The sequence below is a fragment of the Sphingobacterium detergens genome, from assembly GCF_003610355.1.
GTDB lineage: Bacteria > Bacteroidota > Bacteroidia > Sphingobacteriales > Sphingobacteriaceae > Sphingobacterium > Sphingobacterium detergens.
This window is the reverse complement of sequence record NZ_RAPY01000001.1, coordinates 271,238-295,105: the sequence shown is the minus strand read 5'-3', so window position 1 is coordinate 295,105 and position 23,868 is coordinate 271,238. Positions and strand designations below refer to the sequence as shown.

Below are 23,868 nucleotides of genomic sequence, written 5' to 3'. Positions count from 1 at the left end.
TATCGTATTTAGAATTGAGAATTTACAAAAATTAATCACTAGAAACAAAAGGAATAGCGCAAAAGGTAACTTTCTCTTCAACATGTGAGACAGCTCATGAATAAATCTATACAAACCCTAAAACTGCTGTGTACAACATCAAATTCAGTAATTCATTAAGGGTTTGATACGCGCAAAAAATGTGATATGAGTTACCAAATGCCCGCAAACGAACATTCCGCGTTCAATAGCGAACAGATAAAATGCAAAACAAGCAATACAAATAACTATATATCAAAACTTTATATTTCAGGCATCTCATTTGTTCCAGTAAAATTTTACCAGCAAAACTGTCTAAATTTAGCACTAGCATAGGCTCAGGTTTGCTCAAGAAAATACACTAGATAACAACACTTTTCTGATGAAAAAGAATTTAAAGCAAATACGGAACGAGAAAATATTATCTCAACAGGAACTGGCGAATCTGTCGGGGATCTCACTTCGGACCATACAACGGATAGAGAAAAATGAATCTAAGGGAAGTCCGTACATTATAAAATCGCTCTGCAAGGCCCTCGATATAGACCCACAGACCATTTACTTTGAATCGGATGATTTGGACGAAAACACCCCCGAGCAGCCCCAAGGAACAACCGCACTAGAACCAATCAATAAGATGAAGCGGAATGACTGCCAAAAAGAAATTAAATACATCAATTTCAGCGCGCTGATTGTATTGCTTGTCCCTTTTGCCAACCTGATATCCGTACCTGTTTTTTATTTTCTGTTCAAAAAGAAACTAGATACCAACGCTAGCACCAGAACAGCTTTAAAAATATTGAGTTTCCAAATCATATGGTCAATAGCAACAATGCTATTTATGATATCGACACCGCTCGTTATCCTGTGGTTTTCATCGATTCCTGCCATAATGCTCGATATCCCCATGTTTGTGTGGGTCTATTGGTTTATGCTTTTTATTCATTTGATAACCACCTTTTTTATCTCGTTCCAGCTCAATAAAAAGGATCATCCTGTGCAATTTATACCCAATTTACTCTGATACAGATATTGGCATAAATATGGCGTAAGAATGGCACCGCGATTGACGCAAAATCAGGGACTGGAACACCCTATATTTGTTAAAAATGTAGCCATGAAAACATTACTTTTTAATATCGTTCTCCTGATTATTGTCGCCGTCCAACCGACCTTTGGCCAACAGCACATAACCGATTCCATCCGCAAACAATTGGAGATCGGCATCAGCGGATTTAAAGAACGCTACCACGCTCCTAGCGTCGTCCTAGCCATCGTACATCACGACTCCATTATTTTTTCGGGTGCAGACGGTTTCACAGATTTGGATCAGAAAATCCCTGCAACGATTGATTCAAAATATCAGATTCAGTCTATCAGCAAGATGTTTACAGCCACTATGCTGATGCAGCTATGGGAAAAAGGAATCATCACACTGGATGAAGATGTCAGGAAATATGTCCCGGAGTTTACTGGATTAAACCGTGAAGGCAATCCCGAAACAACCTCCCTGTTGGAATTAGCTACCCATACCTCGGGCCTACCCCGCAATTCCCCATCAGAATTTGAGCTATTCAGTAATGCCGAGAAGCTTCTGCTTGCAAAACAGAATGTAAAATCGTTAAATTCGTCTTCTAAAACCTCTTTTCTGAATGCTCTCGGGACGATAACAAAGGAATATCCGGCTTTTGAATATCTGCCTAGTGATCAGCGTCATTATTCTAATCTTGGCTATAGCTTATTAGGACTAGCACTGGAAAGGGCGGTGAAAATAAACTACGACAGCTACATAAAATCAGCGATATGCGATCCTTTGGCCCTTAACCATACCGGGGTCGGAACCATAAGCAGTCCGGAGAATACGATTGCTAAGGGCTATCGGTTTCTGAATGATCAAAACCTCTTTGTCCAAACACCAGATTATTATGCCAATGCGATGGCACCGGCATCTGGACTGTATTCGACCACCAGAGACCTTGCAAAATTTATCAGTGCACAGTTCAATACTAAAAACTCTTTGCTTTCTGAAAAGTCCATTCGCATGATGCAATCCCTTGGGATTGGCTGGCAGCGAAATTACCCCTATCTGAGGCATGAGGGATCAATGCTGGGCTTTCGATGTGAGATCGTCATTCACCCCAGGCTTGAAGTTGGATGGGTGATCTTGACCAACACGAGCGATTTTGAATTCAACAGATTTGATGAATATATTTCCAGTTTGGTATTGCCCGCATTTGTAGAAAGCCCAATAATCAATCCGGAACAATATGCCGGAACCTATTCACTGGTAGGTGGCAAAGCATCATTCCGAATATACCAAAAGGAGGGCAAATTATATACAACTTATCTAACAGACATCTTTGCGGATACCGCCTTAAAGTTTTCAGGAAATACCGCTATGATCCTGGAAGATCAGACCGGTAAATCCGTCCGCTTCGAATTTATGCTCGATAGGAAAAGAAAAGTTTCCCTGTTAAATTTAAATCAATTGATGTGGAAAAAAGATTGAATTGCCGATACCCTTAACCAATAGGCTCGGCATGCACCCAATAATGAAAAATATCACTCTCTTCACGCTTCCGGTACAACAAGGCAATATTGGATTTCTTTGTTTTCCAGATTTTCAGCACTTTATCTTTCGGTATCGATGATTTAAAAAGTTGCTTAAACTGTTGGTTTAAAACCGCTTCGTCACCTTCAAAAGCTGCTTTGCCATACAACTGCGTGATATAGGCTGAAAGCGCCGCCTGTTCTTTATCAGCTAAGTCAGGATTGGGTTTCCTAAAATCTGTGGAATCAAATGTGATCGTGAGTGTGGAAGATAATACATGATCGTTATTTCTATTCAGAATCTGAAATTCATAGCCCAAGGTGCCATTGCTTGTGTAGCCAGTATTTTGACCTAAATTTTTAACCTGATCCCAACTGACATTCAAAAAATCAGCTGAGGCCGAAATATTGACATTCATCGAATCCCTGACCAGCCTATTATTGTCCTTATAACCCGATAAAAAGATTTTATAGGTACCCGGAAGGTAGAAATTGTGCCCCCATTCCGTTGTAAAAGAATAACCACCTCCATGTTGACGCAAAAGATTAAACTTTTGGGAGCTCCCCCCCACTTCCCAAATAAGCGAATCCAAGTCGCTATACATCAGGGAAACCGCAATCGATTCATTGGGGCCTTTATACGTGCTGTCCTTTAAGGTGAAGAGCACCATATCATAAATGCCAGCCTTTCTATTATCAGCAATAAGATGCAATGGCAGCGGTTTTACAGCCTCTTCTTTGGGTTCTTTATCCTTATCATCTTGATCCAATTGTTCGTATTTATCTGAACAACTAAAGACAAGTAAAGTCGAAAAAGCAAAAACACTTAAATATTTTAACATAGAAATATAAATTATACAGCAATTAACTGGACCATAAGATCAGCAAACCTACAAAATATTTCATTAATTAAATAATAAAAAAACATTAATTAAACAACAAAACAGCGAGTTCAACGGGAGACCTTGAATACAGCGAATACCAGCAGGAAAAGATCAGACAGCTAGCAGAGCTTATAGTCGCTTACGCGCTCTCTGTCGCCGATAAAAACGCTGCGTTAAATCCCCTGATCGCAATAAGGTTAAGAATAGCAGCCTCATCACGTTTTAAGGTGCGCACCGTAATTGTACATAGTTTATCCTGTAAGTCTGCCGAAATATATTTTAGATCAGCAATATGCCGACTGAGATAGGTGATTAGATCTGCACGTTTGGCCAATACCTGGGCCGAAACAGCAAAGGTTAGTAAGTAATATTTCATTTTTCCCTGTATTTTTTGTCCATAACGAAATCCATAGCGACAAACCGATTGTCCCGATCAGCTTAGGCTATATCCCGTTATTTAGCGTAACAAATATAAAAACTTTTGACCATTAAACAACAATAGTCAAAAGTAAAGAATAAAAAAAAATTAGAGCCCTACAGTGCTACAACAGACCAAATGAATATTAATAATTTATTAATATTCGTAAAACGCAGAGGTATAATTGCCTATCTATATTTGGTCTTTGCTTAATTATCATGGCTAATTATGAATTTACAGCGCTTACAGATCAGGAACTGCTCGATTTGGTCCAATCGCAAGACAATAAAGCTGCTTTTTCTGAACTCTATAACCGCTATTGGGAACCCTTGATCAATCTCGCCGGGAAAAGGACGCTCTCCCTTGCTATGGCAGAGGAAATCGTTCAGGATGTTTTCGTCAATTTTTATTTACGGCGGAAGGAAATTCAAGTCAGCCATTCCCTTTCGGCTTACCTAAAAACAGCGATTAAATTTCAGGTCTTTAAAACCTATCGGGCACAAAAGATCCAGGATAAATATATCGAAACAGTAGCTTACAGCGGCTATACCGCTCCTATTCAGCCCGACAATATCCTGGAGGCGAAACAAATCCATGCCGAGATTTTTCAGATCACCGAAAAAATGCCAGCCACCTGCAAAGAGGTTTTTCTATTGAGTCGTTTCGAAAAACGTTCTAATCAGGATATTGCCGACCAATTGAATATTTCCGTGGCCATGGTCCGTAAGCACATCACCAAATCCATGAATATTATGCGCAGCGAAATCAAAGAACATCAAATGGATATTTTCTATCTGGTACTGCTACTGTACACGCATAAAAATTAAGTAAAATCATTTTTTTTGAAATTCCTGTTCCCGCTTTTAAATACTTAGGGTACTAGTTAGTATAAAGCAAAGGAAATGGACGATCAAAATCAACAGATACTCGATATACTCGCTAAATACGAAGCAGGAACCATCACCGAAGATGAGCTACAGCAGCTTGAAGATTGGTATGCTTCCTTTGAAGCCAATCCAGATCTCATCGATAGTTTAAGCGCCGAAGAACGTGCGGTCAGAAAAAAGCAACTGCAGCAAAAGATCTTCGATCAGATCGGTCCTGAGACATTCTCAGCAGCAATGCCCAAAAAGCGATTTTCCCTAAATCCGGGCAATAGGCTATGGCAAGCCGCCGCATCCTTAATTCTCATCTGTGCAGTCTCATTTTATATCTTCCAGAAGCAGGCTGACAAGCTACCCAGCAGCGCAGAAGAACTAAGCAGCAACATCAATCCCGCGACGGATCAAGCCACCTTAACACTCGGTAATGGTGAAAAGATCCTATTGGATAACTCCAAAAACGGAGAGCTCAGCGCCGAAGGCAACATTCATATCAACAAACTGAAACCCGGCAATCTGGTTTACACAGCCAGCAAAAAAGTCAGCAAGGTGCATACCAATACACTCTCGACCCCACGGGGTGGCAGATACCAGTTGACCTTAGCCGATGGCACCCAAGTCTGGTTGAATGCACAATCCTCGATCACTTACCCTTCCGCCTTCCAGGGGACTTCGCGGGAAGTGACGATCACAGGCGAAGTGTACTTTGAGGTGGCGCACAACGCTGCCATGCCTTTCCGCGTGAAGTCTGAAAATCAACTGATCGAAGTGCTAGGCACACACTTTAACGTCAATACTTACAACGCCAAATCTAGTGCTAAAACAACCCTCTTAAGCGGCTCTATCGCCTTGACCAATAGCCATCAGCGCATTATCCTCAAGCCTGGTGAACAGGGCATTGTAGCCGCACATGCGATGTCCGTAAAAAATGTGGACCCGGCAGAAGTAATCGCCTGGAAAGAGGGCTATTTTGATTTTACAGATGCCGATATCGGCAGCGTTATCGACGAACTGGGCCGTTGGTATAATGTGGACATCCACTATAATGGTACCGCAACAAAGGAAACCTTTACGGGAAGAATACCGCGGTCCTGGCCTTTTGAAAAAGTATTAAATCTATTAAAAACGTTTAAAAGCATTCAGGTAGAGATGCAAGGAAGGAGGCTTATTGTAGAAAAAAAATAACACACAACCTGATGCCTAATTCCAAAAAAAGCCAATAGTGGTCCTAACACTACTGGCCTATAGCCGGAATAGGCAAATGAATTTCTCGATCCGATTTAACACATATTTCAGCTTAACAAATGTATAAAAAAAATACAAAAATACGATTGAAAATGAAGCTAACCACCTTCATGACACTTTTTGGCATGCTACAGATCAGCTTTGGGGCGATAGGACAAAACATCAGTCTCTCCGAGAAGAACAGCTCCCTGGCCAAGGTATTCAAAAAAATAAGTACGCAGACAGGTTATGGTTTTTTAGTCGAAGGCAGCCTTCTTAAAATGTCCAGACCGGTCACCATAGAAACCCGCAACACCGATATAAATCGTGTACTGACAGAAATTTTCAAAAACCAACCGCTGACCTTTGTGCTGAAGGATCAATCCGTGATCGTTTCGGCAAAAAAAACAGCAGTTATCCCCCTTTCACTATCCCACAACGCAGAAAAAATCGGGACCCAACAAAAGGGAAATATCAGCGGAAGGATTACAAACGAAAATGGTGAAGCACTCGCAGATGCGAGTATCACTGTGCTCCAAACCAGCCAGTCTCTAAAAAGTAAAGCCGATGGAAGCTATACGTTGAATATCCCTGCCGGAACCTATACCATTGAAGTCCGTTACATTTCCCATCAGACAAAAAGGATCACCGACATCGTTGTCCATGCCGGGAAGCAGACCAACCTAAGCATCGTTTTAAAAGATGTGATCAAAAGCTTAGAGCAGGTCGTTGTCACGGGAAGTTATAAACAGGAAAGTATTGCTTCTCTATATACCAAGCAAAAAAATGCAGCGACGATCTCCAACGGTATCAGTCGCGAGCAGATAGCCGTTTTACCGGACAAAAACGTTGGTGAAACCTTAAAACGCATCGCTGGTGTCAGTACCAATGACAACCGCCGTGTTGTGATCCGGGGTATTGCCGAACGGTATAACCTGGCCATGATGGATGGCGCCACCCTCCCGAGTACCGACGTACAGGTACGGGACTTCGAGTTTGATATTGTACCGAGCAACCTGATCGACAATGTCGTTATCCACAAGACTTCATCGCCAGATCTGAGCTTTGGTTTTGGTGGTGGACTGGTCCAGATCAATACCCTGGCTATTCCAGTCAAAAACTTCACCTCCTTTTCGCTAGGAACTAAGTATATCAATGGATCAACGGGCAAGGACTTCCTGGGCTACGGTCGTGGCGGCTGGGACTACCTGGCATTTGACGACGGCACGCGGGGCAATTTCCCAAGGGATTTAACCGTGTTCAACGGTATCAATTATGATCCTGCCAACCCCTATAAACCCGTACCTGAAGGCGTGACACCTTTTACACCGGAAATGATCGCTGCACAGAACAAACGCATCGGCGGATTAGAACGTTTGGGTACACGAAAATATACGGCGCTACCCGGGCAAAACTATCAGTTCAGCCTGGGACGGAGTTACAATACGATGAAGGGCATCTTTGGATTTGTAGGTTCGATCAGCTATCGAAATGAACAGTCTATTGATAATATCTCCAATTTTGAACGCGGCAATTGGCAGAAAGTCGAGGGGACAACCTACGATATCAGCACTGGAAAAGAAATCCATCCGACGACCTCCATGCAGTACAACTTTAATTCGAGCTTAAGCGGATTGATCAACCTGGGCTGGAACAGCAAAAATCACAAAATAACCTCCCGCAACTTTTATTCCCGCATGTTCAACAATCAGTTTTCCGTGATCCAGGGCTGGGGAAATGATATTGGCTACGATTCGAGACCTGCCATTCGAGAATATGACCGCCCCAAATTTATCAATATGCTCCAGAATAGGCTGGACGGGGAGCATCGCTTTGGCAATTTTAAGCTGGAATGGAATGTAGCCCGCAATCGCCTAAACAACCTCGAGAAAGATGCCACCGAAGCCTGGCTCGCTCCGATCGGCCTCTTAAATGATACCATTTACAATGTTACCCCTTCGCACTATGCCAATGCCGGGGACGGGACATTTACACGCTCCGAATACCATTATACGGAGACCAATAAAATTGCTGAGGGTGCCTTGAGCTACCAGACGAATTGGTTTGGGCAAAAGCAGATCCTGAAAGCCGGCTATCAGTTTATGGATCGGCATGGACTTTTTGAATGGGTCTCGCTGCCGATCGTTTCGGTCGATGCCAACACCCTCTCCCCCGTAAATACCTGGTCGAAATACCTGGAGCTTAAAGATCCTTTGCATGGGATGTTCTATTATCCTGCCGCCTTCTCTATCAGTGCCTATGAGGGGAAAAACGTCAACCAGGCGGTCTATGGCATGCTAGACAACCGGTTCAATTCCTGGATTCGACTGACATGGGGATTACGTGCCGAATACTTCAAATATAAAAGTTTGCAAAACGGCGATAATGACCTGCAAATGGATGCACGCACCATTGCCATGCAGAAACAACGCTTTGTCGATCCAGCGACCGGAAAATTGGTGGGCATGACGGCAGATCCCGAAACAGAAGAGAAAACCTGGCGCTACCTGCCATCGGCGAGCCTGACATTGACGCCATTACAGGATTTCAATATCCGGATGGCCTATTCGCAATCGGTGGTCCGTCCCGCATTGATTGAAAACTCCAGAATGGTGCGTCAGGATCCGGCACTGGGCGGCGCTTACCGTCGGAATGAAGGCGTCCTATCCACTGTAATTAACCACTATGATATGCGTTTGGAATGGTATCCTTCCATTGCGGAAGTCATTTCAATTGGATTTTTCTATAAATATTTTCAAAACCCGATCGAGTTGTACCAGCAGATGATGGATTCCTCACACCGCATCTATGTAACGACCAATAACTCGGAATGGGCCAAAATAAAGGGACTGGAATTTGATATCCGCAAAAACTTAGGATTTATGCTTCCGGGCTCCCTACTGGAGAATTTTAATTTCAGCGGAAACGTCACACTTCAACGCTCAGAAGTACAATCGGCCGAATTCAGGGCCAAGGGCATCGGCACCGACAAATATGGAAATACCTTTGAATACCGCGAAAAACAATTCCTGAAAAGTAAACGTCCCCTCTATGGACAGATACCCGTCGTCTATAATGCAGCATTACAATATGCCGGAGACCGCTTAGGTGCCAACGTGGCTTTCAACCATATGGGGTATAAAACCTTTATGACCGCCATGAGCCAAGAGCTGATCGAATACGAACGCCCCCGCAATCAGCTCGATGCACAACTGAGCTACAAATTACTGAAAAACAAGAATCTGGACCTTAAACTCAACCTGAGCAATCTGCTGAACAGTCCATTCCGTTTTTATGTAAACAGAACCGAAACGTTCAAAGTGCAAGATCGATGGAAAGGCTTATCAAACTCCGAGTGGCCGACACAAGAGTGGGATGAGATCTACGAATGGAAGTTTGGCTTTTCTCAAAAATATGAGGAAGGCTACTACGAGACCTCTGCGGATGGAACCAAAAAGACACGTGTAGGCGACAAAGAAACCTTCAACCGGAAAGTGGGCAGTTCCTTTAGCCTATCCATTGGATATACATTTTAAATCACTATTATGACACCAAAAATAATCTTAACAGCCACGGCGATCTCCTTTTTTCTGCTCTTCAGCCTATTGTCATGCAATAAAGGCGGAGACGACCTATTGTATCATTCCAATATACACCTGATCAATTTAAGTGGTTATAATAACAGCAATGAGGAACTTATTCTTCAGTTGGATACCTTTCCCTCTACAGTGACGCCAGCGTTTAGCAAAATCGCTTTTGGAGCCAAGTATAATTTCAATGATCCAAACAAACAGCACTTAAAATTTATCATGAAATCCAAAGTGACCGATAAAATTCTGCTGGAAAGGGAAATCAAAGCTACCGATACCGCAGCTGAGACAAACCTCAATCTGATCTACATGAACGGAAAAGTAGGCGATTTTCCGGTGATTCCGGCGCCGGTAGAGGGCAAGGTTCAATTAATCTATATGTTCCAGTCCAATATGTTAAATTACCGCGAACCGGTAGATATCGTATTTAAGAAATACTATTTTATCCCCAAAGTGTTTGAAGAGGTCATCCGGATCAAAAATTTAAAACCCAATGAGTTCTCACAGCCCATTTCTTTTGCCCCCTTTCCCTTAGGCGTACAGGAATATAATGGGCAGAAAACGCCCGTATTGTTTCGGGCCCATATTTATAAAGCCGGGACAGACATACCGTATACAGCGGGGACCTCCTTTCAATTCGACCCGCTTATCTCGGTTGCGCCGACACCCTCGCCCACAAAGGCCGCTTCCAAGTTATTCATCATCAACGAAGCTCCGGTTAATAATATGATACAGTTTAATAAGGTTTTAGAATTATAATTTATACAGATGAAAAATTTGTTGACAAAGACATTTTTCCCATGCATTGCGCTGCTGCTGATCGGCATTCCGTTTTTCTTCAGCGCCTGCAACAAGGATACTCCTGAGGTCGAACGCGCGATGCATATTCTGATCAATGGCTATCATGGCGGCGAGCATCCTTTGGTCGTAGCGATTGATACCACCGTATTTGATCATAAAGATGGTAAATTTATCATCCAGCCCCAGAGCAATATTCATTTTACAACTGCTTATAGCTACAAAACAGCAAAGAAAAGACTGGTGACGTTAACTGACACCGTGACAAAGAAAGTGGTCTACAGTGCCGAATTGCCTGAAAACACCATCAGAGTAAATTTCAACTACCTCTATTTTGATGGAAAGGTACAGGCGGTGGTTCCACCCGCTGCTGACCCCAATGTCAATAAATTGGGCTTTTACATTTATGATAAAAGCGTTGACTTCCCGATTGATATTTCCTTACAGAAGATCAATGCAACTTCGGGCGATGTCCGTAAGGAGTACATTGCAAAAAATGTGCTTCCCGGAACATGGGTCTATGTCGATTATCTGCCACTCAAGGATTTTGACAAAACCGCCGATCTGCGGAGTGCTACGGTTCATTTCACAAAGGCCAATACAGAGGAATGGGCTTTTGAAGGTGATGAAACAAAAAGTAAGCTCGGTGCTGAGGGATTCTTTTTCCCAAAATTGAACGATAAGGGAAAAGTTCAGCCCTATTTTATTGCACCCAAGGTGCCTAATCAAATATTCAGCCGGCTTTTCTTCTATTTGGATTAACCGGATCCAGAGCTAATCATTGGCGATCAGATAAACCTCCAGATTTATCTGATCGCCATTGTTAGCAGTAAGCGTCAAGCGCGACTTTCTCGCCACTCCTTTTCCAGCAATGGCTCGGTACCGTCATCGCCCTTTGCACCACAACCAAACTACTATTATATACTACCTTTTAAAAATGGTATACGCCAGGCTGCAATTCAAAGACCAAGTAATTCTCCTCTGTCGCTAACCGACGGATCCTTTTTTCATCCGGCAGCAGCTGTATAAGATCTTCCTTTGGAACCTTTAGGGTGGCTACCGTATTGGGCGGCACCACCGTCTCCAGCTGCAGCCTGCCAGCCTCCCTTTGCCAGTGGATCTTAATCAAACCATTCGGCGCCCTAAAGGCTGTCTTTACCCAGCTGATAGGCACATCCTGACTTCTCGGCACCTGTATGACAAAGGAGCGGTACCCGGGGCGCAAGGGTTTTATCCCCGCAAGCCCATCGATATACCATGCCCCAGGATATAAAAATGAACTATGGAGGAGCGAATGTCCCGGAAGGTCTTTTTCCCACATCTCCCAAATCGTTGTGGCTCCGTTGGCCTTCATATATCCCCAGCTGGGGTAAGTTTCCTGCTTCAGCATGCTATACAGCAGATCATGACGACCGACAGACCGCAAGTACTTGAACAATAATGCTCCGCCAGTGATCCCCGCGTGGATATGCCCTTGATGTTTGACCAAGATATTCTGTGTCAACTGTTCAAGAATTTTCCCCCTATCATCCGCTTTGGCAACGTCCGACAACAGGGCCAGCGCCTGATTGGCCATGGAGCCGTCAGCATACAGCTGCGTTTTCGAATTGTAAAATAAGCGGTTAATGGCATCCGTTGCGAGATCCGCCTGTTTTCTCCATTCCTGTGCCTGCTCCTTTTCGCCGATCGCCAAAGCAATCCGGACAGCTGTCCGCAGGTTGTATACCCTGTACAGATTATTGAAACAAATGTTTTCGGCTTTGTTGTTATTCATCCCCTCTGCAGTCGCATTCGGCCACAGCCAATCTCCCAAAAAGTCCCAGGTACCACCATAGGGTTGAAGGATATGATCATGGACATGGGTATTGATGTACGCGATCCAGGTCTTGATCAGATTGAAATTATCTTTTAATATGTGCAAGTCACCATAGTGCTGATAATGGCTCCAAGGGAGCATAACGACAATTCCGCCCCAGGCCGGACCACCGCCACCCCAATACGTCGGGGCAGTATGTGGCAGTATACCATTATTGAATATACGGCCACTCGTTTCATTCTTTCGGGCCCAGGATGGATCGTTCATATCGCCCACCATAGACTCTGTGCCCTGTACATCGCGCCAGTCCTGCATCCATTTTTCATAAAATGCCGCCATATTGAAGTTGGCCATCCCTGTTTCTGAGGTGGCATGCGCATCGCCACCATAACCCATACGCTCCCGCTGTGGACAATCGACGATCATTCCCCCCAGGGAAAGATTGCTGTAAGTCCATAAGATACGGTCGTAGATCCAATTCTGTAAACTATCTGAACAGCTAAATTCCGTCACCGGCGCAAATCCGGTGCGCATGGCCCAGCCTTTTATCGCGCTCAGTTCCGGCTTTTCCTTTGCCCCCCGGATTGTAATCCATCGGCCAGAACTGTAGTTGAATCTGTTTCTGAATGTACCCTGCCCCGTCGGTCCGATGATATAGGCACTTCGATTTTTAAAGGTCATCTCCTCCTGTGCCCGTTCGGAATAGTGGAAATCAATCCGCTTACCTGGACTGCCTTTTACTTCAATCTCGGTCCAGCCCGCAAAATTGACGCCCATATCAACCCGATAATCACCATTGGGCAGGGATGCTATACCTACTGGACGGATTTCTTGAAAGAGGACATTGTCTTCGACAGCCTGAGCGGATAACGCAAGCTTAGGCTGAAATTCTTTTGCATGCTGCCACGATTTATCCGAAAAATCCGTCAAATTCCAATGGGGAATATCTTTATTCGCGTCGAACAATTCACCACCAAAATTATTCGGCGACCAATTGCCCAGGAGCTTATTGGGGCTGGGATGCGTTTTCCAGCTTTTATCCGTTGTGATCAGGGCGAGCTGTTTTCCACGGGTATCGTACAGTGCGGCCTGTGCGCGAAGCAGCGGGCTTCGGGGTTTGTCCGCTGTTGCATAAGGCGCATAGATGGACCAACCGGTACCAAGCCAAAATGCGATTGTATTCTGCCCCCGGTGCAGATAAGCAGCGATGTCATAGCTGACATAACGAGCCCGCTTGCTATGATCGGTCACTGCGGGCGTTAAAATCGGGTTTCCGATTTTTTTCCCATTGACATAGAGTTCGTGAAATCCGATCGAGGCAACGTAGATACGAGCATCCGCAACAGTCTCCTTCAAAGTGATCGTTTTCCTGAACCAGGGATCATCCAGATTACAGTCTTTCATCTTCGGATCATAGGTATCCCCTGTTCCTATCCAGCTGGATGTCCAGTCCTTTTCGTCAAATAGCGCGCTGGTCCATTTTGCAATCGGACTATACGCTGATATTTTCCCCTGTTCATCCTGAACAGCGACACACCAAAAATAGACCCGGTCCGAAGTCAGTGGCTTACCTTGATACAGGATATGTTGCGTATCGGATGATTGAATCCAACCGGAATCCCAGCATTCTCCTTTTTTGCGAACTAATGCAGCAGAATCTGTAGCGACGAGAATTCGGTAAGCGCGCTGTCTTTGGCCATAAGCATTGCCATTGGTCGCCTGCGGCAGCCAACCTAGCCGAGGTTGCCTTTGATCTATTCCCAACGGGTTTGTCCGGTATTCGCAGGTCAGCTGAGCGGGAACAATGGATGCGCCGGATTTTTCAGCAGCCTGCATTACCTGACCATAGAAAAAACATAAAAAAATGCTATAAAATACTTTTTGTATGTGCATGTTCATTCTCTTCTTTTTTTCAATGACTGATTTAACTGATTACTAAGCCAATGATCCCTTCATGACTACAGGATCCCCTGGAGATACAATTTTCCCGAAATTTTTCTTACAGCACTGATTGGACTTTGTTAAATTTACGCAACTAATTGATTTAAAAAAAAATCCGATGATCCTAAAAGTCTATCAGCCTGAGAGTCCAGTATTGAAGCGCTACATCGAATGCTTCTACATCCTGGAGAAGACCGCAGCCGAGAAGCCCATTACCTATTTTACCTTTCCCAGTATCTACAGCATCGTCACCATCAGCGCAGAGACCAGCACCTTCGTCAGCCCCGACAAAATCATCACAACATATTGTCCCACTTCCCCCATAGAGACCAACCTTGTCTGCGACTTTAATCAACCCGTCCTGATCAGCTACGACGGCAAAATAAATGAAATCACCACCTACTTCAAACCGCTGGGGCTAAGTGCTTTTATCGTGCATGACCTGCAGCATTACAACAGTGGAACATTTCCCGATTTTAATCCCCACGCCGATTATAAAGAGGCCATGACTGCCATTCTCGCTATTGCAGATCATCAGGAGCGAATCAGGGCACTGGAAGCCTATTGGATCTCAAAACTCCGCCCTTTTGAAGATCCGCTGCTGGAAAACGTGCTCCGCGAAATGCTCGATACCAACAACCTCAATCAGTCCATGACGACATTGTCGCGTAAAATCGGGCGATCACGGACAACGATCAATAAGCATTTTGATCAGCATATCTGTAAAAGTCCATCGCAATTCAAAAAGATAGTCCGGTTCCGGGCAGCCATTCAAAGCCAGCTAGACGATAAAAACAACATAAGCCGATCCTATCATGTCGATTATTTTGATCAGTCGCATATGATCCGGGATTTTAAAAAATTAACAGGCTTTACACCCAAAGTGTTCTTTTCCAAAATAGCAGCCCTGGAGCGGGATGAGATCAAGTGGATTTTTATTTAAGAGGTTTACAAAAATACAATGACCGCGTTTTTTTTTATGGTAACATTGCTGCATCATTAATCGATGCAACAGTCCATGAAGTTTATTCTATTCATTATCCTCTGTCCGATGCTGGTTTTTGGACAGCAGAGCACATCGGCAAAACTCGCCCGTTATATGCAGGCACAGGTTGCTATTCATCATTTTAGCGGGACCGTCCTTGTGCAAAAAAAAGGCGCTGTTTTACTCAAGAAGGCCTATGGTCAGGCCGATTATGAGTGGCATATTCCCAATACGGTAGACACTAAATTTCAGCTGGCATCGGTCACGAAACAATTTACCGCCACTGCGATCCTGCAATTGGTCGATCGCGGCCAATTATCCCTTGATGATAAACTCAGCCGGTTTTTTCCAGATTATCCAAAGGCCGACAGTGTCAGCATCCATCAGCTACTGTCCCATTCCTCCGGGCTGGCCATGGGTTTCAAAGAAATCGCGCTATCCAGCATCAGCAACGATTCAGCTTATGCAGCCATCAAAAAGATTCCTTATGAATTTTCACCCGGCAGCCAAAGTGCATACAGCAACATCGGTTATTACCTGTTGGCAAAGATCATTGAAAAAGTTTCAGGTGAACCTTATGCTGTTTTTTTAAAGAAAAATATATTTGAAAAAGCAGGCATGAACAATACAGGTGTCAGCAATAATGATTCGATTGTGTCCAAAAAGGCCAAGGTCTATTACCGCGGTGCGCAAGGCTTTATTCATAATCCTTATATCAACTGGCAGATCAATGTGGGCCATGACGGTGTTTACTCGACCGTCGAAGATTTAGCGCGATGGGACAGCCTGCTTTACGGAACCACTATTTTATCGGCCGAGATGAAGACAAAAATGTTCACGCCCCATAACGCTGAAAACTGGGGCTATGGCTTTATCATCAACCCCTTTTATAACCATGGGCATCAACTGATTGCGCACGACGGTGGTTTTTTCGGCACCATGAGTTCTTTTAACCGCTTTACGGATGACAAGCTTTTTGTCACAGTCCTTTCCAACAATGAATCACTCGCCCATATGATCGCTTATGGACTTTCGGCTATTGTATTTGGAAAAGAAGTCGAACTCCCATACCGGCATCATCGTGCTGTGATAGACTCCACTTTGTATAAGCACTATGTGGGCCAGTATGGTCAAATTCAGATCCTCCATAGGGATGGCAAACTTTATTACAATAATACCGAAACAGAACTTATCCCCGAGTCTGACACAAAATTTTTCAGATCCGAAGATAACGACAGGACCATTGAATTTGTAAAAGACAAAATGGGAACTTACAATTCGCTTATTTTAACAAAAGCCGGTGTGAAGGAAATTCTGAGAAAATAATCTGTTCTGTACAAGATACCCAGGCCCATTTTTCAGCACAGCTAATTTCCCGATTTCCGTAGTTTACCCTATTGTATCGGACGCAACAGTGCGGAGACAGCCCTATCTACTCCTTTCCTTCCAGCAGCGCATTGACGCACCACATATAGGCCGCCTGACCGTGGTAATCGCCGCTGTGGCGGGGACGATCATAATAATACTGTTTATCATTCTTTTTATTGGTGCCCACGCAGATCTCCGAAACCGCACCTTGATCGTCCACATAGTTGGCCAGCGCCAGCCAGGCACGACGGGCCACAGGACCATACTGTTTTGCACCGAGCCAACCCTGTTTTACACCCGAAATGATTGCATAGGCAAACATAGCCGACCCGGATGTTTCGGCCCAGCAGTCGGCCTCATCGATCAGCTGATTCCACATCCCACTTTTGCGCTGCTGTTGTTTCAGACTCTTCATCATTTTACGGTAGCCCTTCAATATACGGGGCCGGTCCGCATGATCCTCTGGGAGCATATGCAGCAACTCGGTCATGCCAGCTGCCATCCATCCGTTACCACGGCCCCAGTAATAAGGCACATCTGGCGCATGATAAAACAACCCGTTGGGGCGCTGTAATTTATCCAGATAAAGCACCATTTCTTTGGCTGCGCGATCGAGATATTTCGATTCACCGGTCGCTTTAAACGCGGCAGTTTGTACGATTGTAATCATATACATGTCGTCAATCCAGAGTCGGGTCTGCCAGGAGTATCCTTTTTGCGCCCAGTCCTTCTCGGCCTGATTGGCATTGTCCGGCAATTCCCATTGCGTATCAGCATAGGGCAAGCCAAGGTCCAGGTAGCTTTTATCTTTGGTCAGCTGATAAAGCCGCAACGGAAGACTCCCAAACATATTTAAGTCGACGTGATTTTTAATGGGCAGCAACTGCGGCTCGCTTGCCGTTAATTTGGAGAAGCGGCCTTTCATGGCCTGCATCAACTCCCCATCACCGGTTAAGTGTGCATAGTTAATGGCACCCGTCCAATAAAACGTCTCCGGATAACTGATCCATTTCCCCGCATGCAGCATATGCTTGCCTGCAATGAAACGATGTGCAATGCGGTATCCCACTTCCTTGGGGTCCGCAGCAGCCGGAAAATTTGCCAGATCGGCCTGTGCCATTAGATAGTGAACAGGTAGCACCCATAAAAACAAAAGGATTTTCTTTATCATACCAAATCATTTTATGTTTTAAATTACTGTGTTTAAAAAAATCCTGAACCGATCCGCTCTCTTGAAGATCGGTTCAGGAGCATCGACAGGTCTAGTCTGCTGTTGCTTCATCCGCAACGGCATCCTCCCATTTATCCCATACCGGAGTAGCGGGATTATAACCGTCGTAGCCATAATTTTGCTTTAACTGGCCTTTAATGTTGGAGGTAATCGCCACATTTGGAATCGGCCAGTACATATTCTTTTTGTCCATGGTATACTTGATATCACTTAGACCAGTTGCATTGACATGAATGATGCCTTTGTTATATAAGCTATAATGCACGATACGCTGGTACCAGTAGCTTCCACCGATCGCATCGGTACCACTCTGTTTGTCAAAATTGTCCAGATTGTATACATTTCCCCATTCATCAGGTTTACCACTGCGTGCCAGGCAGAGCGATACCCTTTTGAGCTCCACATTGCGCCATTCCTCCCAGTAGAGTTCGCGGGCCCTTTCGTTCATAATATCCCCTATGCTCACGGTTCCCTGATACAGTTCGGTACATTTTGCGCGCTGACGCACGGCGTTTAGGTCGTCTTTGATCGTTCCATCGGTCGGGTTGATATAATATTTAGCTTCGGCGCGCAAAAGGTAAGCCTCGGCCAGGCGATACAGGTACCAGTCGGCAACACTGCCATTGGTGGCCCCGCGTGAACCGTCCGAACCACTGATATTGGCCTCACTAACGGGATCATCCAGGAAAAATTTATAGTGTGGCACATCATACCAGCGGCGGATAGAGTCGCTACAAAGGAGCTTACCCGTTTCGGGATCTTTCAGCGTGACAGGTTTTCCAAAATCCTTTGAAGCCTTATTGTTTACCTTGTAATCTTCCATGCGCACCCAGTTTCCCACTTTGGCGCTATGGCGCAGATCGCCTTCATCTTGCTTACCGTTTACAGCCCATACCCCCTTCGATTGGAAAGATGTTGGCCGGAAAGTCGCGATACCGCGACCAAAAGCGCGCATATAGTCATATTTTGCATTATAATCCCCACTGTTGCGTTTGATGTTCAACAAGGCCTGTTTACCATCCGTTGTCTGTATACGGGTGTCAAACACAAAGGGATATAAGATCCGCATGGTCAGCATTTTCACAAAAGACTCCGCATCGGCACCCCGGTTGGGCATCCCCATGATCACCTCGCGGTTGGCCGGAATCAATTTGTTTTCAGGACGGTGCATATCCCAGATAACGTTACGCGTGATGGGCCAGGTCTGCGCCTCGCCCCCATCATTGAACGTTCCGAAGCTTTCGGTCATCAGCGCATAACCCGATTGATCAATCAGAATATCCGTCTGTTCCTTTGCTTTCTGATACGCTCCAAGGGCCAGGTAACATTTGGCCAGCAACATCCGGCAGGCACCTTTGTTGATCATGCCGATCAGGCTCATATTTTTCTGGTCGGGCACCCATTGTACGGCAAATTCTAGGTCTTTGGTAATCATCTGCAGAATGGCGTCACGTTTGGTGCTCCGGTAATTTTGTTTGGGCACATCGATAATGGTCGTGACCAAAGGGACATCGCCGTATTCAAAGACCAATGCCATATACCGGAATGCACGGTGAAAATATGCCCGCCCTTTGTAGGCATTTTTATCCTGTTCGCTCAAGGTCTGCACCTGATCCACATATTTGATAATGGTATTGGCATAACTGATGCCTTTATAAGTTTCCTCCCACAGGTACCACATACTATTGGAGCGGTCGAGGTTCTGTAGACTGGAGTTGTCGCTTGTCGGGGTGAGCATATTGGCCACATCCGCCATCATGCTGCGTTTGTCTGTATTGCTGGCCACCATCAGTTCGGAGAAGATGTACTCTGTACCGAGGGTCAGCATCTCATTATGATCTGTGGCCCAATACCCCTTGAGGTGGCGGTCACAGATAGCCATGGCCGACAGCAGGCCAGACTCGGTATTAAAGGTTTCATTGGGCAAATAGATAGACAGCGGATCAGGCTGTAGAAATTCTTTCGAACAGCTACTTATGGTCAGTGCAGCAGCAAGTAGGATGACGATCCCCCTGTTACGGGATCTGGATTTATGTATTGTCAAGTTCATAGCGATCAAATTAATCAGGTTATAAAGATAAATTCACACCGAAGGTAAAGACCCGCGAAGCCCAGGAACCCGTCTCCGGATCACCATACTCCCATTCTTTGGTCCAGGTGGCCACATTGCGCAGGGTGCCATACAGTTTCACCCGGTTCAAGTGGTATTTGGATGTAAATGCCGTTGGCAGCGTATAGCCCACAGAAATATTGTCGAGGCGGATGAAAGAACGGTCGTAAAGCCGCTGGGCCCCTTCGGCCCCGATGGGTCCTTTGGCCTCAATACGGCCATAGCGATCTGTGGGGTTATCTGGCGTCCAGTATTCTTTCGCTGGCAGGTTGGCCAGCCCATAAGCCATCCGTCCGCCATCATCGTCGTTGTTCAGGTAATTGCCCGACAGACTTTTGTGGCCCATATACGAATAGATATTAAACGAAAAGCTAAGGTCTTTCCATAAAGTCAGCTCATTACGCATCGACCAGCGGAAACGCGGATCGGTCTGTCCCAAAAAGACCTTGTCGTTATTGTTGTACACCGGTTTTGTACCGTTGGCATTGACCACATCATCTGCCGTATACACATTGGCGACTTTGGGATCCCCGGGTGCCTGCCCATATTTGGCCGCGTTGGCAGCTTCATTGGCCTGCCATATGCCCGTCACACGGTAGTCCCATATCGTGCCGATGGGTTGACCGATAAACCAGCCATTCGAAATCTCGTCCATTTCCTTGCTGCCCACCACGTTTCCATTGGCATCCAGCACGTCTTCGTAGTTCTTATACAGATGCACAATCTGGTTCTTATTGTACGAGAAACTGAAGGTGCTGGACCATTGCAGCTTCTCCTTTTGGAGGTTGACCGTATTTAAGGTCAGTTCAATTCCTTTGTTGTCCACTTGCCCCAAGTTGGTGGTGATGCGGCTAAATCCTGTAAAATTGGGCAGCTTCTGCTCCATGATCATATCGTGGGTCTGCATCAGGTAGTACTCCAGCGTACCCGAAATCCGGTTCTTCAAGAAGCCGAAGTCGAGGCCAAAATTCCATGCGGTGGTCTTTTCCCATTGCAGATTGGGATTGGCCAGGCGGTCTACCATCAGGTACCGATACTGGAGGAGTTCGCCGGCCGAATTGAGGTAGCCATGCATTTTGCCGCTGCCTGAATACAGGTTGGCAAGTGCCAGGTTGGGATCAGCAAGCTGTCGATTACCATTTTTACCGTAGGAAACACGCAATTTTCCATAATCCATCACATTGGTCCATTGGAAGAATTTCTCTTTGGTAAAGTTCCAGGCCAGGGCCAAGGAAGGAAAGGTCGCATACGGATTGGAGGTCCCAAAGGCCGAGTAGCCATCCCGCCGGATAGAAGCCGTAAGCATATAGCGGTCGTCGTAAGAATAGAATAAACGGGCCAATAAGGCATCTGCTGTCTGGTGCGTGTCGTAGCTATTGAAGCTGCTGTTTTCCTTCGAGCCATTTTCGGTATTGTGAAAGCCCAGCGCATCCGAAGGTAAGATATTACGCGCTTCAATGCGGTCTTTCCAGGATTGCTGCTCCTCCGCTTCCTGCACCAAAGTCAGCATCAGGCGATGCTTGTCCGCAAAGGTCTGCTCCCAGCTGATGGTATTGTTGAGCGACCAGTCGAAGCGTTTGGTCTGCTCGCGGTTCGCCCCACGATCGGCGGGGTTAGATCCGGGAAGCTCGGCCGACATAAAATAGCGGTCGTGGAAATACTGCAGGCGCGGCGACGCGTTGAAGGAATAGGTTATGTTAAAAGGCAGTTTAATTTTTGCATTGAAAATGGAATTCAATACCGTATATCCTTTGTCCAGCTCGAGATATTTCTTCTGAAAATCATAGTTATAACCGCGCTGGCTGAACTGCTCGCTGAGTGGATATTGCAGGGGATTGCCGTTGGCATCGGCGTAATCGGCGTAAGGGCTGTTGCGCAGTGTCTGATCCATATCGATATCGATGTTACCGTCGGAGCGATCCTGAAAATTCACATTGGCACCCAATTCCAGCCAGTTGGTTACATGCGCATTGATTTTCATGTTGGCGCGGATAGCCTTGTATGTATCACTGACGACCGTACCCTCATTTTTGAGGTACCCCATGGATAGGTAATAGTTGACTCTATCGCTGGCACCACTGACGCTGGCATTATAATCCTGGTTGAACCCCGTACGGAAAGTATGGTCGGCCCAATCTACCGTTTTTCCGTCCAGAAAGTTCTGCAGTGCATTTCCCTGCAGGCCCAATCGGCGGCCCCAGATACTCTGGTCAGATTCACCATTCTGATTGGTCGACTGCGCGCGCCAGGCATCGAGCGTTAAAGATGAAGGCAATTGGCCGGGATTAAGGTAAAAGCCATAGGGCACGGTGAGGTTTCCGTTGTCGTCACGCGTTTGATAGGCCCCATAGATCCCCGTCGTCGGATCGATGCCGTAGGTATTCTTGGTATACCAGTCTTCCCGATGCTGCATATAAGCTTCCGGACTGAATCTTTTGCGGTATTCACTCAGTTGGGTAGCACCCGCATTCATGGTCATATTAATGGTCGGCTTCCCCTGCTTGCCCTTTTTGGTACTGATGATAATGACACCACTAGCAGCCTTGGACCCGTAGATGGCCGCCGCAGAGGCATCTTTTAAGATGTCGATCTGCTCGATATCATCCGGGTTGATTTCAGAAAGCTCACCATAGAAAATCATGCCGTCAAGTACCAGCAGCGGATTATTGTGCCCGCTGTTGCTATCGTAAACCGAACGCTTACCACGCACCTCAATGGAGCCACCGCCTTTTGCGGAGGCATCATAACCGATATTCATCCCCGCCGAACCACGGAGGATATCCTGTACGGTTTTGGGGTTTTCATTGGCAATGCGGTCGGGATGGATCTGCAATACCGAGCCCGTCAGGTCCTTTTTGCGCATGGTACCATAGCCCACTACGACCACTTCGTCCAGCTCACCGGTGGCGGAAGTCAACTGCACATTGTAGACTTTGGCCGGCGTCAGGTCAATTTCCTGGCTCTTGTAGCCCAGCAGCTTGAATACCAGCTTTTTTGCATCCAGGGGTACCGCAATGGCATAGGTACCATCAGCTTTTGACGCGGCACTAATGTTGCTGCCGGGTACATTGACCGTCACTCCGGCCAGCGGCTGGCCATTGCTATCCGATATCTTACCCGTAATTTCGCGGTTTTGTACCTCGATGCTGACCATTGAATCCGAGGGCACATTGGCTTTTAACGCCATTGCAGGAGCAGCCAGTGAGACTAGACAGAGCAAGCAGGAACAGGGCATCCATTTGCCAATTCCAAAGCGATAAAAGCGATTTTGTTTTAGCTTACAATTGTTTCTCATAAAGAAATATTCACTTTAAGTGATTTAGAAATTTTATAATTGGTTCCCTCGTATGAAGGGATTTTAACTGTAAAAGTGAAGATTAGCCCTCAGAAAAATAGGACGCAATCGTATCAAAAAAATGCTATTTTGTCTCAATAACACGATTTTCAATATAAAAAATCAATGTGAGTAGGTAGTGGGGTACGGAATTGTACCAGAGGCTTCCAAAAATCAGCGCAAATAAAATTTAACTACAACGTTTTCGTAATTTAACTATAACGTTTTCGTATTTTTTATATTACAAAGTATATGTAGTTCATACGGTATTCAAGGTAAATTCCAGGCCTTTATTTGAAGTCGTCCCAATATTTTGGAATTGTGTTGTGTAGCCTAAGCTTACTGTTATACGTGTATTGAACAATAGATCCTTAGAACGGTTGTAGTACCATTTGGTCGTTAAGGTCAGCCTTTGACTGAACAAACCTAAATCCAACCCGATATTTGTTGCCTGATTAGCTTCTCATTTAAGCTGTGGGTTGGGCAAATTGCTTTGATGCGCTGTCGGGTTCATCTGAGGGTCTAATGGATAGAAACCCGTATTAAAAATCCCTAAGAAGGCTCAATTATTGTGATGATAAGCCACTTATAAAATGGATAAGAATTAGAACTGGCTAAAAATAGTAATTCATACGATTATACTTTAGAAATCTACCTTCATTGAATTCGGAACAAGTTTTTCACCTTAATCAACGAAGGTAAATTTCCATATAAAGTATC

The 23,868-nt window shown here is 45.3% G+C and carries 16 protein-coding genes; 9 read left to right on the top strand and 7 right to left on the bottom strand.

Annotated features, from left to right (window positions below):
- Positions 1 to 400 precede the first annotated feature (400 nt).
- Both DFQ12_RS01240 and DFQ12_RS01235 read left to right on the top strand, forming a co-directional pair.
- Positions 401 to 1,042, top strand: a complete 642-nt coding sequence (locus DFQ12_RS01240) for a helix-turn-helix domain-containing protein (RefSeq protein WP_120257212.1) — start codon at positions 401 to 403, stop codon at positions 1,040 to 1,042.
- Positions 1,043 to 1,135: 93 nt separating this feature from the next.
- Positions 1,136 to 2,527 (top strand): serine hydrolase domain-containing protein, encoded by a 1,392-nt coding sequence (locus tag DFQ12_RS01235; RefSeq protein WP_167457166.1) that lies wholly within the window; start codon positions 1,136 to 1,138, stop codon positions 2,525 to 2,527.
- A 13-nt stretch (positions 2,528 to 2,540) separates the two neighbouring features.
- On the opposite strand, the gene DFQ12_RS01230 is transcribed toward DFQ12_RS01235, so the two are convergent.
- Positions 2,541 to 3,410, bottom strand: coding sequence for a hypothetical protein (locus DFQ12_RS01230; RefSeq protein WP_120257210.1), 870 nt, complete (start codon positions 3,408 to 3,410; stop codon positions 2,541 to 2,543).
- A gap of 181 nt (positions 3,411 to 3,591) precedes the next feature.
- Positions 3,592 to 3,828: a hypothetical protein gene (locus DFQ12_RS01225; RefSeq protein WP_120257209.1), complete on the bottom strand. Its 237-nt coding sequence runs from the start codon at positions 3,826 to 3,828 to the stop codon at positions 3,592 to 3,594.
- A gap of 260 nt (positions 3,829 to 4,088) precedes the next feature.
- Between DFQ12_RS01225 and DFQ12_RS01220 the strand changes: the two genes are divergently transcribed.
- The 5 genes from DFQ12_RS01220 (at position 4,089) to DFQ12_RS01200 (ending at position 11,125) form a co-directional block, all read left to right on the top strand.
- Positions 4,089 to 4,697, top strand: a complete 609-nt coding sequence (locus DFQ12_RS01220) for an RNA polymerase sigma factor (protein ID WP_120257208.1) — start codon at positions 4,089 to 4,091, stop codon at positions 4,695 to 4,697.
- 75 nt (positions 4,698 to 4,772) lie between these two features.
- Positions 4,773 to 5,936 carry a FecR family protein gene (locus tag DFQ12_RS01215; RefSeq protein WP_120257207.1) on the top strand — a complete coding sequence of 388 codons (1,164 nt, stop codon included), beginning with the start codon at positions 4,773 to 4,775 and terminating at the stop codon, positions 5,934 to 5,936.
- Positions 5,937 to 6,088: 152 nt separating this feature from the next.
- A complete protein-coding gene (locus tag DFQ12_RS01210) occupies positions 6,089 to 9,511 on the top strand; it encodes a TonB-dependent receptor (RefSeq protein WP_120259177.1) in 3,423 nt (1,140 codons plus the stop codon).
- A gap of 9 nt (positions 9,512 to 9,520) precedes the next feature.
- Positions 9,521 to 10,324, top strand: coding sequence for a hypothetical protein (locus DFQ12_RS01205; protein WP_120257206.1), 804 nt, complete (start codon positions 9,521 to 9,523; stop codon positions 10,322 to 10,324).
- A gap of 9 nt (positions 10,325 to 10,333) precedes the next feature.
- Positions 10,334 to 11,125, top strand: coding sequence for a hypothetical protein (locus tag DFQ12_RS01200; protein ID WP_120257205.1), 792 nt, complete (start codon positions 10,334 to 10,336; stop codon positions 11,123 to 11,125).
- A 169-nt stretch (positions 11,126 to 11,294) separates the two neighbouring features.
- Here DFQ12_RS01200 and DFQ12_RS01195 read toward each other — a convergent pair whose 3' ends face one another.
- Positions 11,295 to 14,078 (bottom strand): family 78 glycoside hydrolase catalytic domain, encoded by a 2,784-nt coding sequence (locus tag DFQ12_RS01195; protein ID WP_244211651.1) that lies wholly within the window; start codon positions 14,076 to 14,078, stop codon positions 11,295 to 11,297.
- A 112-nt stretch (positions 14,079 to 14,190) separates the two neighbouring features.
- Here DFQ12_RS01195 and DFQ12_RS01190 point away from each other — a divergent pair, with 112 nt between their 5' ends.
- Positions 14,191 to 15,063, top strand: coding sequence for a helix-turn-helix domain-containing protein (locus tag DFQ12_RS01190; protein ID WP_120257203.1), 873 nt, complete (start codon positions 14,191 to 14,193; stop codon positions 15,061 to 15,063).
- A gap of 75 nt (positions 15,064 to 15,138) precedes the next feature.
- Positions 15,139 to 16,431 carry a serine hydrolase domain-containing protein gene (locus DFQ12_RS01185; RefSeq protein ID WP_120259176.1) on the top strand — a complete coding sequence of 431 codons (1,293 nt, stop codon included), beginning with the start codon at positions 15,139 to 15,141 and terminating at the stop codon, positions 16,429 to 16,431.
- Between the two features lie 106 nt (positions 16,432 to 16,537).
- On the opposite strand, the gene DFQ12_RS01180 is transcribed toward DFQ12_RS01185, so the two are convergent.
- From DFQ12_RS01180 to DFQ12_RS28600, 4 genes are all read right to left on the bottom strand, one after another.
- Entirely contained in the window at positions 16,538 to 17,644 is a 1,107-nt protein-coding gene (locus tag DFQ12_RS01180; RefSeq protein ID WP_120257202.1) for a glycoside hydrolase family 88/105 protein, read from the bottom strand.
- Positions 17,645 to 17,735: 91 nt separating this feature from the next.
- Positions 17,736 to 19,754, bottom strand: a complete 2,019-nt coding sequence (locus DFQ12_RS01175; protein WP_120257201.1) for a RagB/SusD family nutrient uptake outer membrane protein — start codon at positions 19,752 to 19,754, stop codon at positions 17,736 to 17,738.
- Positions 19,755 to 19,773: 19 nt separating this feature from the next.
- Positions 19,774 to 23,001, bottom strand: a complete 3,228-nt coding sequence (locus DFQ12_RS01170) for a SusC/RagA family TonB-linked outer membrane protein (protein WP_208642411.1) — start codon at positions 22,999 to 23,001, stop codon at positions 19,774 to 19,776.
- Between the two features lie 406 nt (positions 23,002 to 23,407).
- Complete coding sequence (locus tag DFQ12_RS28600) at positions 23,408 to 23,590, bottom strand: TonB-dependent receptor domain-containing protein (RefSeq protein WP_120257200.1); 183 nt, start codon at positions 23,588 to 23,590, stop codon at positions 23,408 to 23,410.
- Positions 23,591 to 23,868: the final 278 nt, after the last annotated feature.

What these genes read in the sequence shown, in the direction of transcription:
- DFQ12_RS01240 (WP_120257212.1), top strand. Translation starts at nt 401, where the DNA reads ATGAAAAAGAATTTAAAGCAAATACGGAACGAGAAAATATTATCTCAA.
- DFQ12_RS01235 (WP_167457166.1), top strand. Translation starts at nt 1,136, where the DNA reads ATGAAAACATTACTTTTTAATATCGTTCTCCTGATTATTGTCGCCGTC.
- DFQ12_RS01230 (WP_120257210.1), bottom strand. Translation starts at nt 3,410, where the DNA reads ATGTTAAAATATTTAAGTGTTTTTGCTTTTTCGACTTTACTTGTCTTT.
- DFQ12_RS01225 (WP_120257209.1), bottom strand. Translation starts at nt 3,828, where the DNA reads ATGAAATATTACTTACTAACCTTTGCTGTTTCGGCCCAGGTATTGGCC.
- DFQ12_RS01220 (WP_120257208.1), top strand. Translation starts at nt 4,089, where the DNA reads ATGGCTAATTATGAATTTACAGCGCTTACAGATCAGGAACTGCTCGAT.
- DFQ12_RS01215 (WP_120257207.1), top strand. Translation starts at nt 4,773, where the DNA reads ATGGACGATCAAAATCAACAGATACTCGATATACTCGCTAAATACGAA.
- DFQ12_RS01210 (WP_120259177.1), top strand. Translation starts at nt 6,089, where the DNA reads ATGAAGCTAACCACCTTCATGACACTTTTTGGCATGCTACAGATCAGC.
- DFQ12_RS01205 (WP_120257206.1), top strand. Translation starts at nt 9,521, where the DNA reads ATGACACCAAAAATAATCTTAACAGCCACGGCGATCTCCTTTTTTCTG.
- DFQ12_RS01200 (WP_120257205.1), top strand. Translation starts at nt 10,334, where the DNA reads ATGAAAAATTTGTTGACAAAGACATTTTTCCCATGCATTGCGCTGCTG.
- DFQ12_RS01195 (WP_244211651.1), bottom strand. Translation starts at nt 14,078, where the DNA reads ATGAACATGCACATACAAAAAGTATTTTATAGCATTTTTTTATGTTTT.
- DFQ12_RS01185 (WP_120259176.1), top strand. Translation starts at nt 15,139, where the DNA reads ATGAAGTTTATTCTATTCATTATCCTCTGTCCGATGCTGGTTTTTGGA.
- DFQ12_RS01180 (WP_120257202.1), bottom strand. Translation starts at nt 17,644, where the DNA reads ATGATAAAGAAAATCCTTTTGTTTTTATGGGTGCTACCTGTTCACTAT.
- DFQ12_RS01175 (WP_120257201.1), bottom strand. Translation starts at nt 19,754, where the DNA reads ATGAACTTGACAATACATAAATCCAGATCCCGTAACAGGGGGATCGTC.
- DFQ12_RS01170 (WP_208642411.1), bottom strand. Translation starts at nt 23,001, where the DNA reads ATGGCGTTAAAAGCCAATGTGCCCTCGGATTCAATGGTCAGCATCGAG.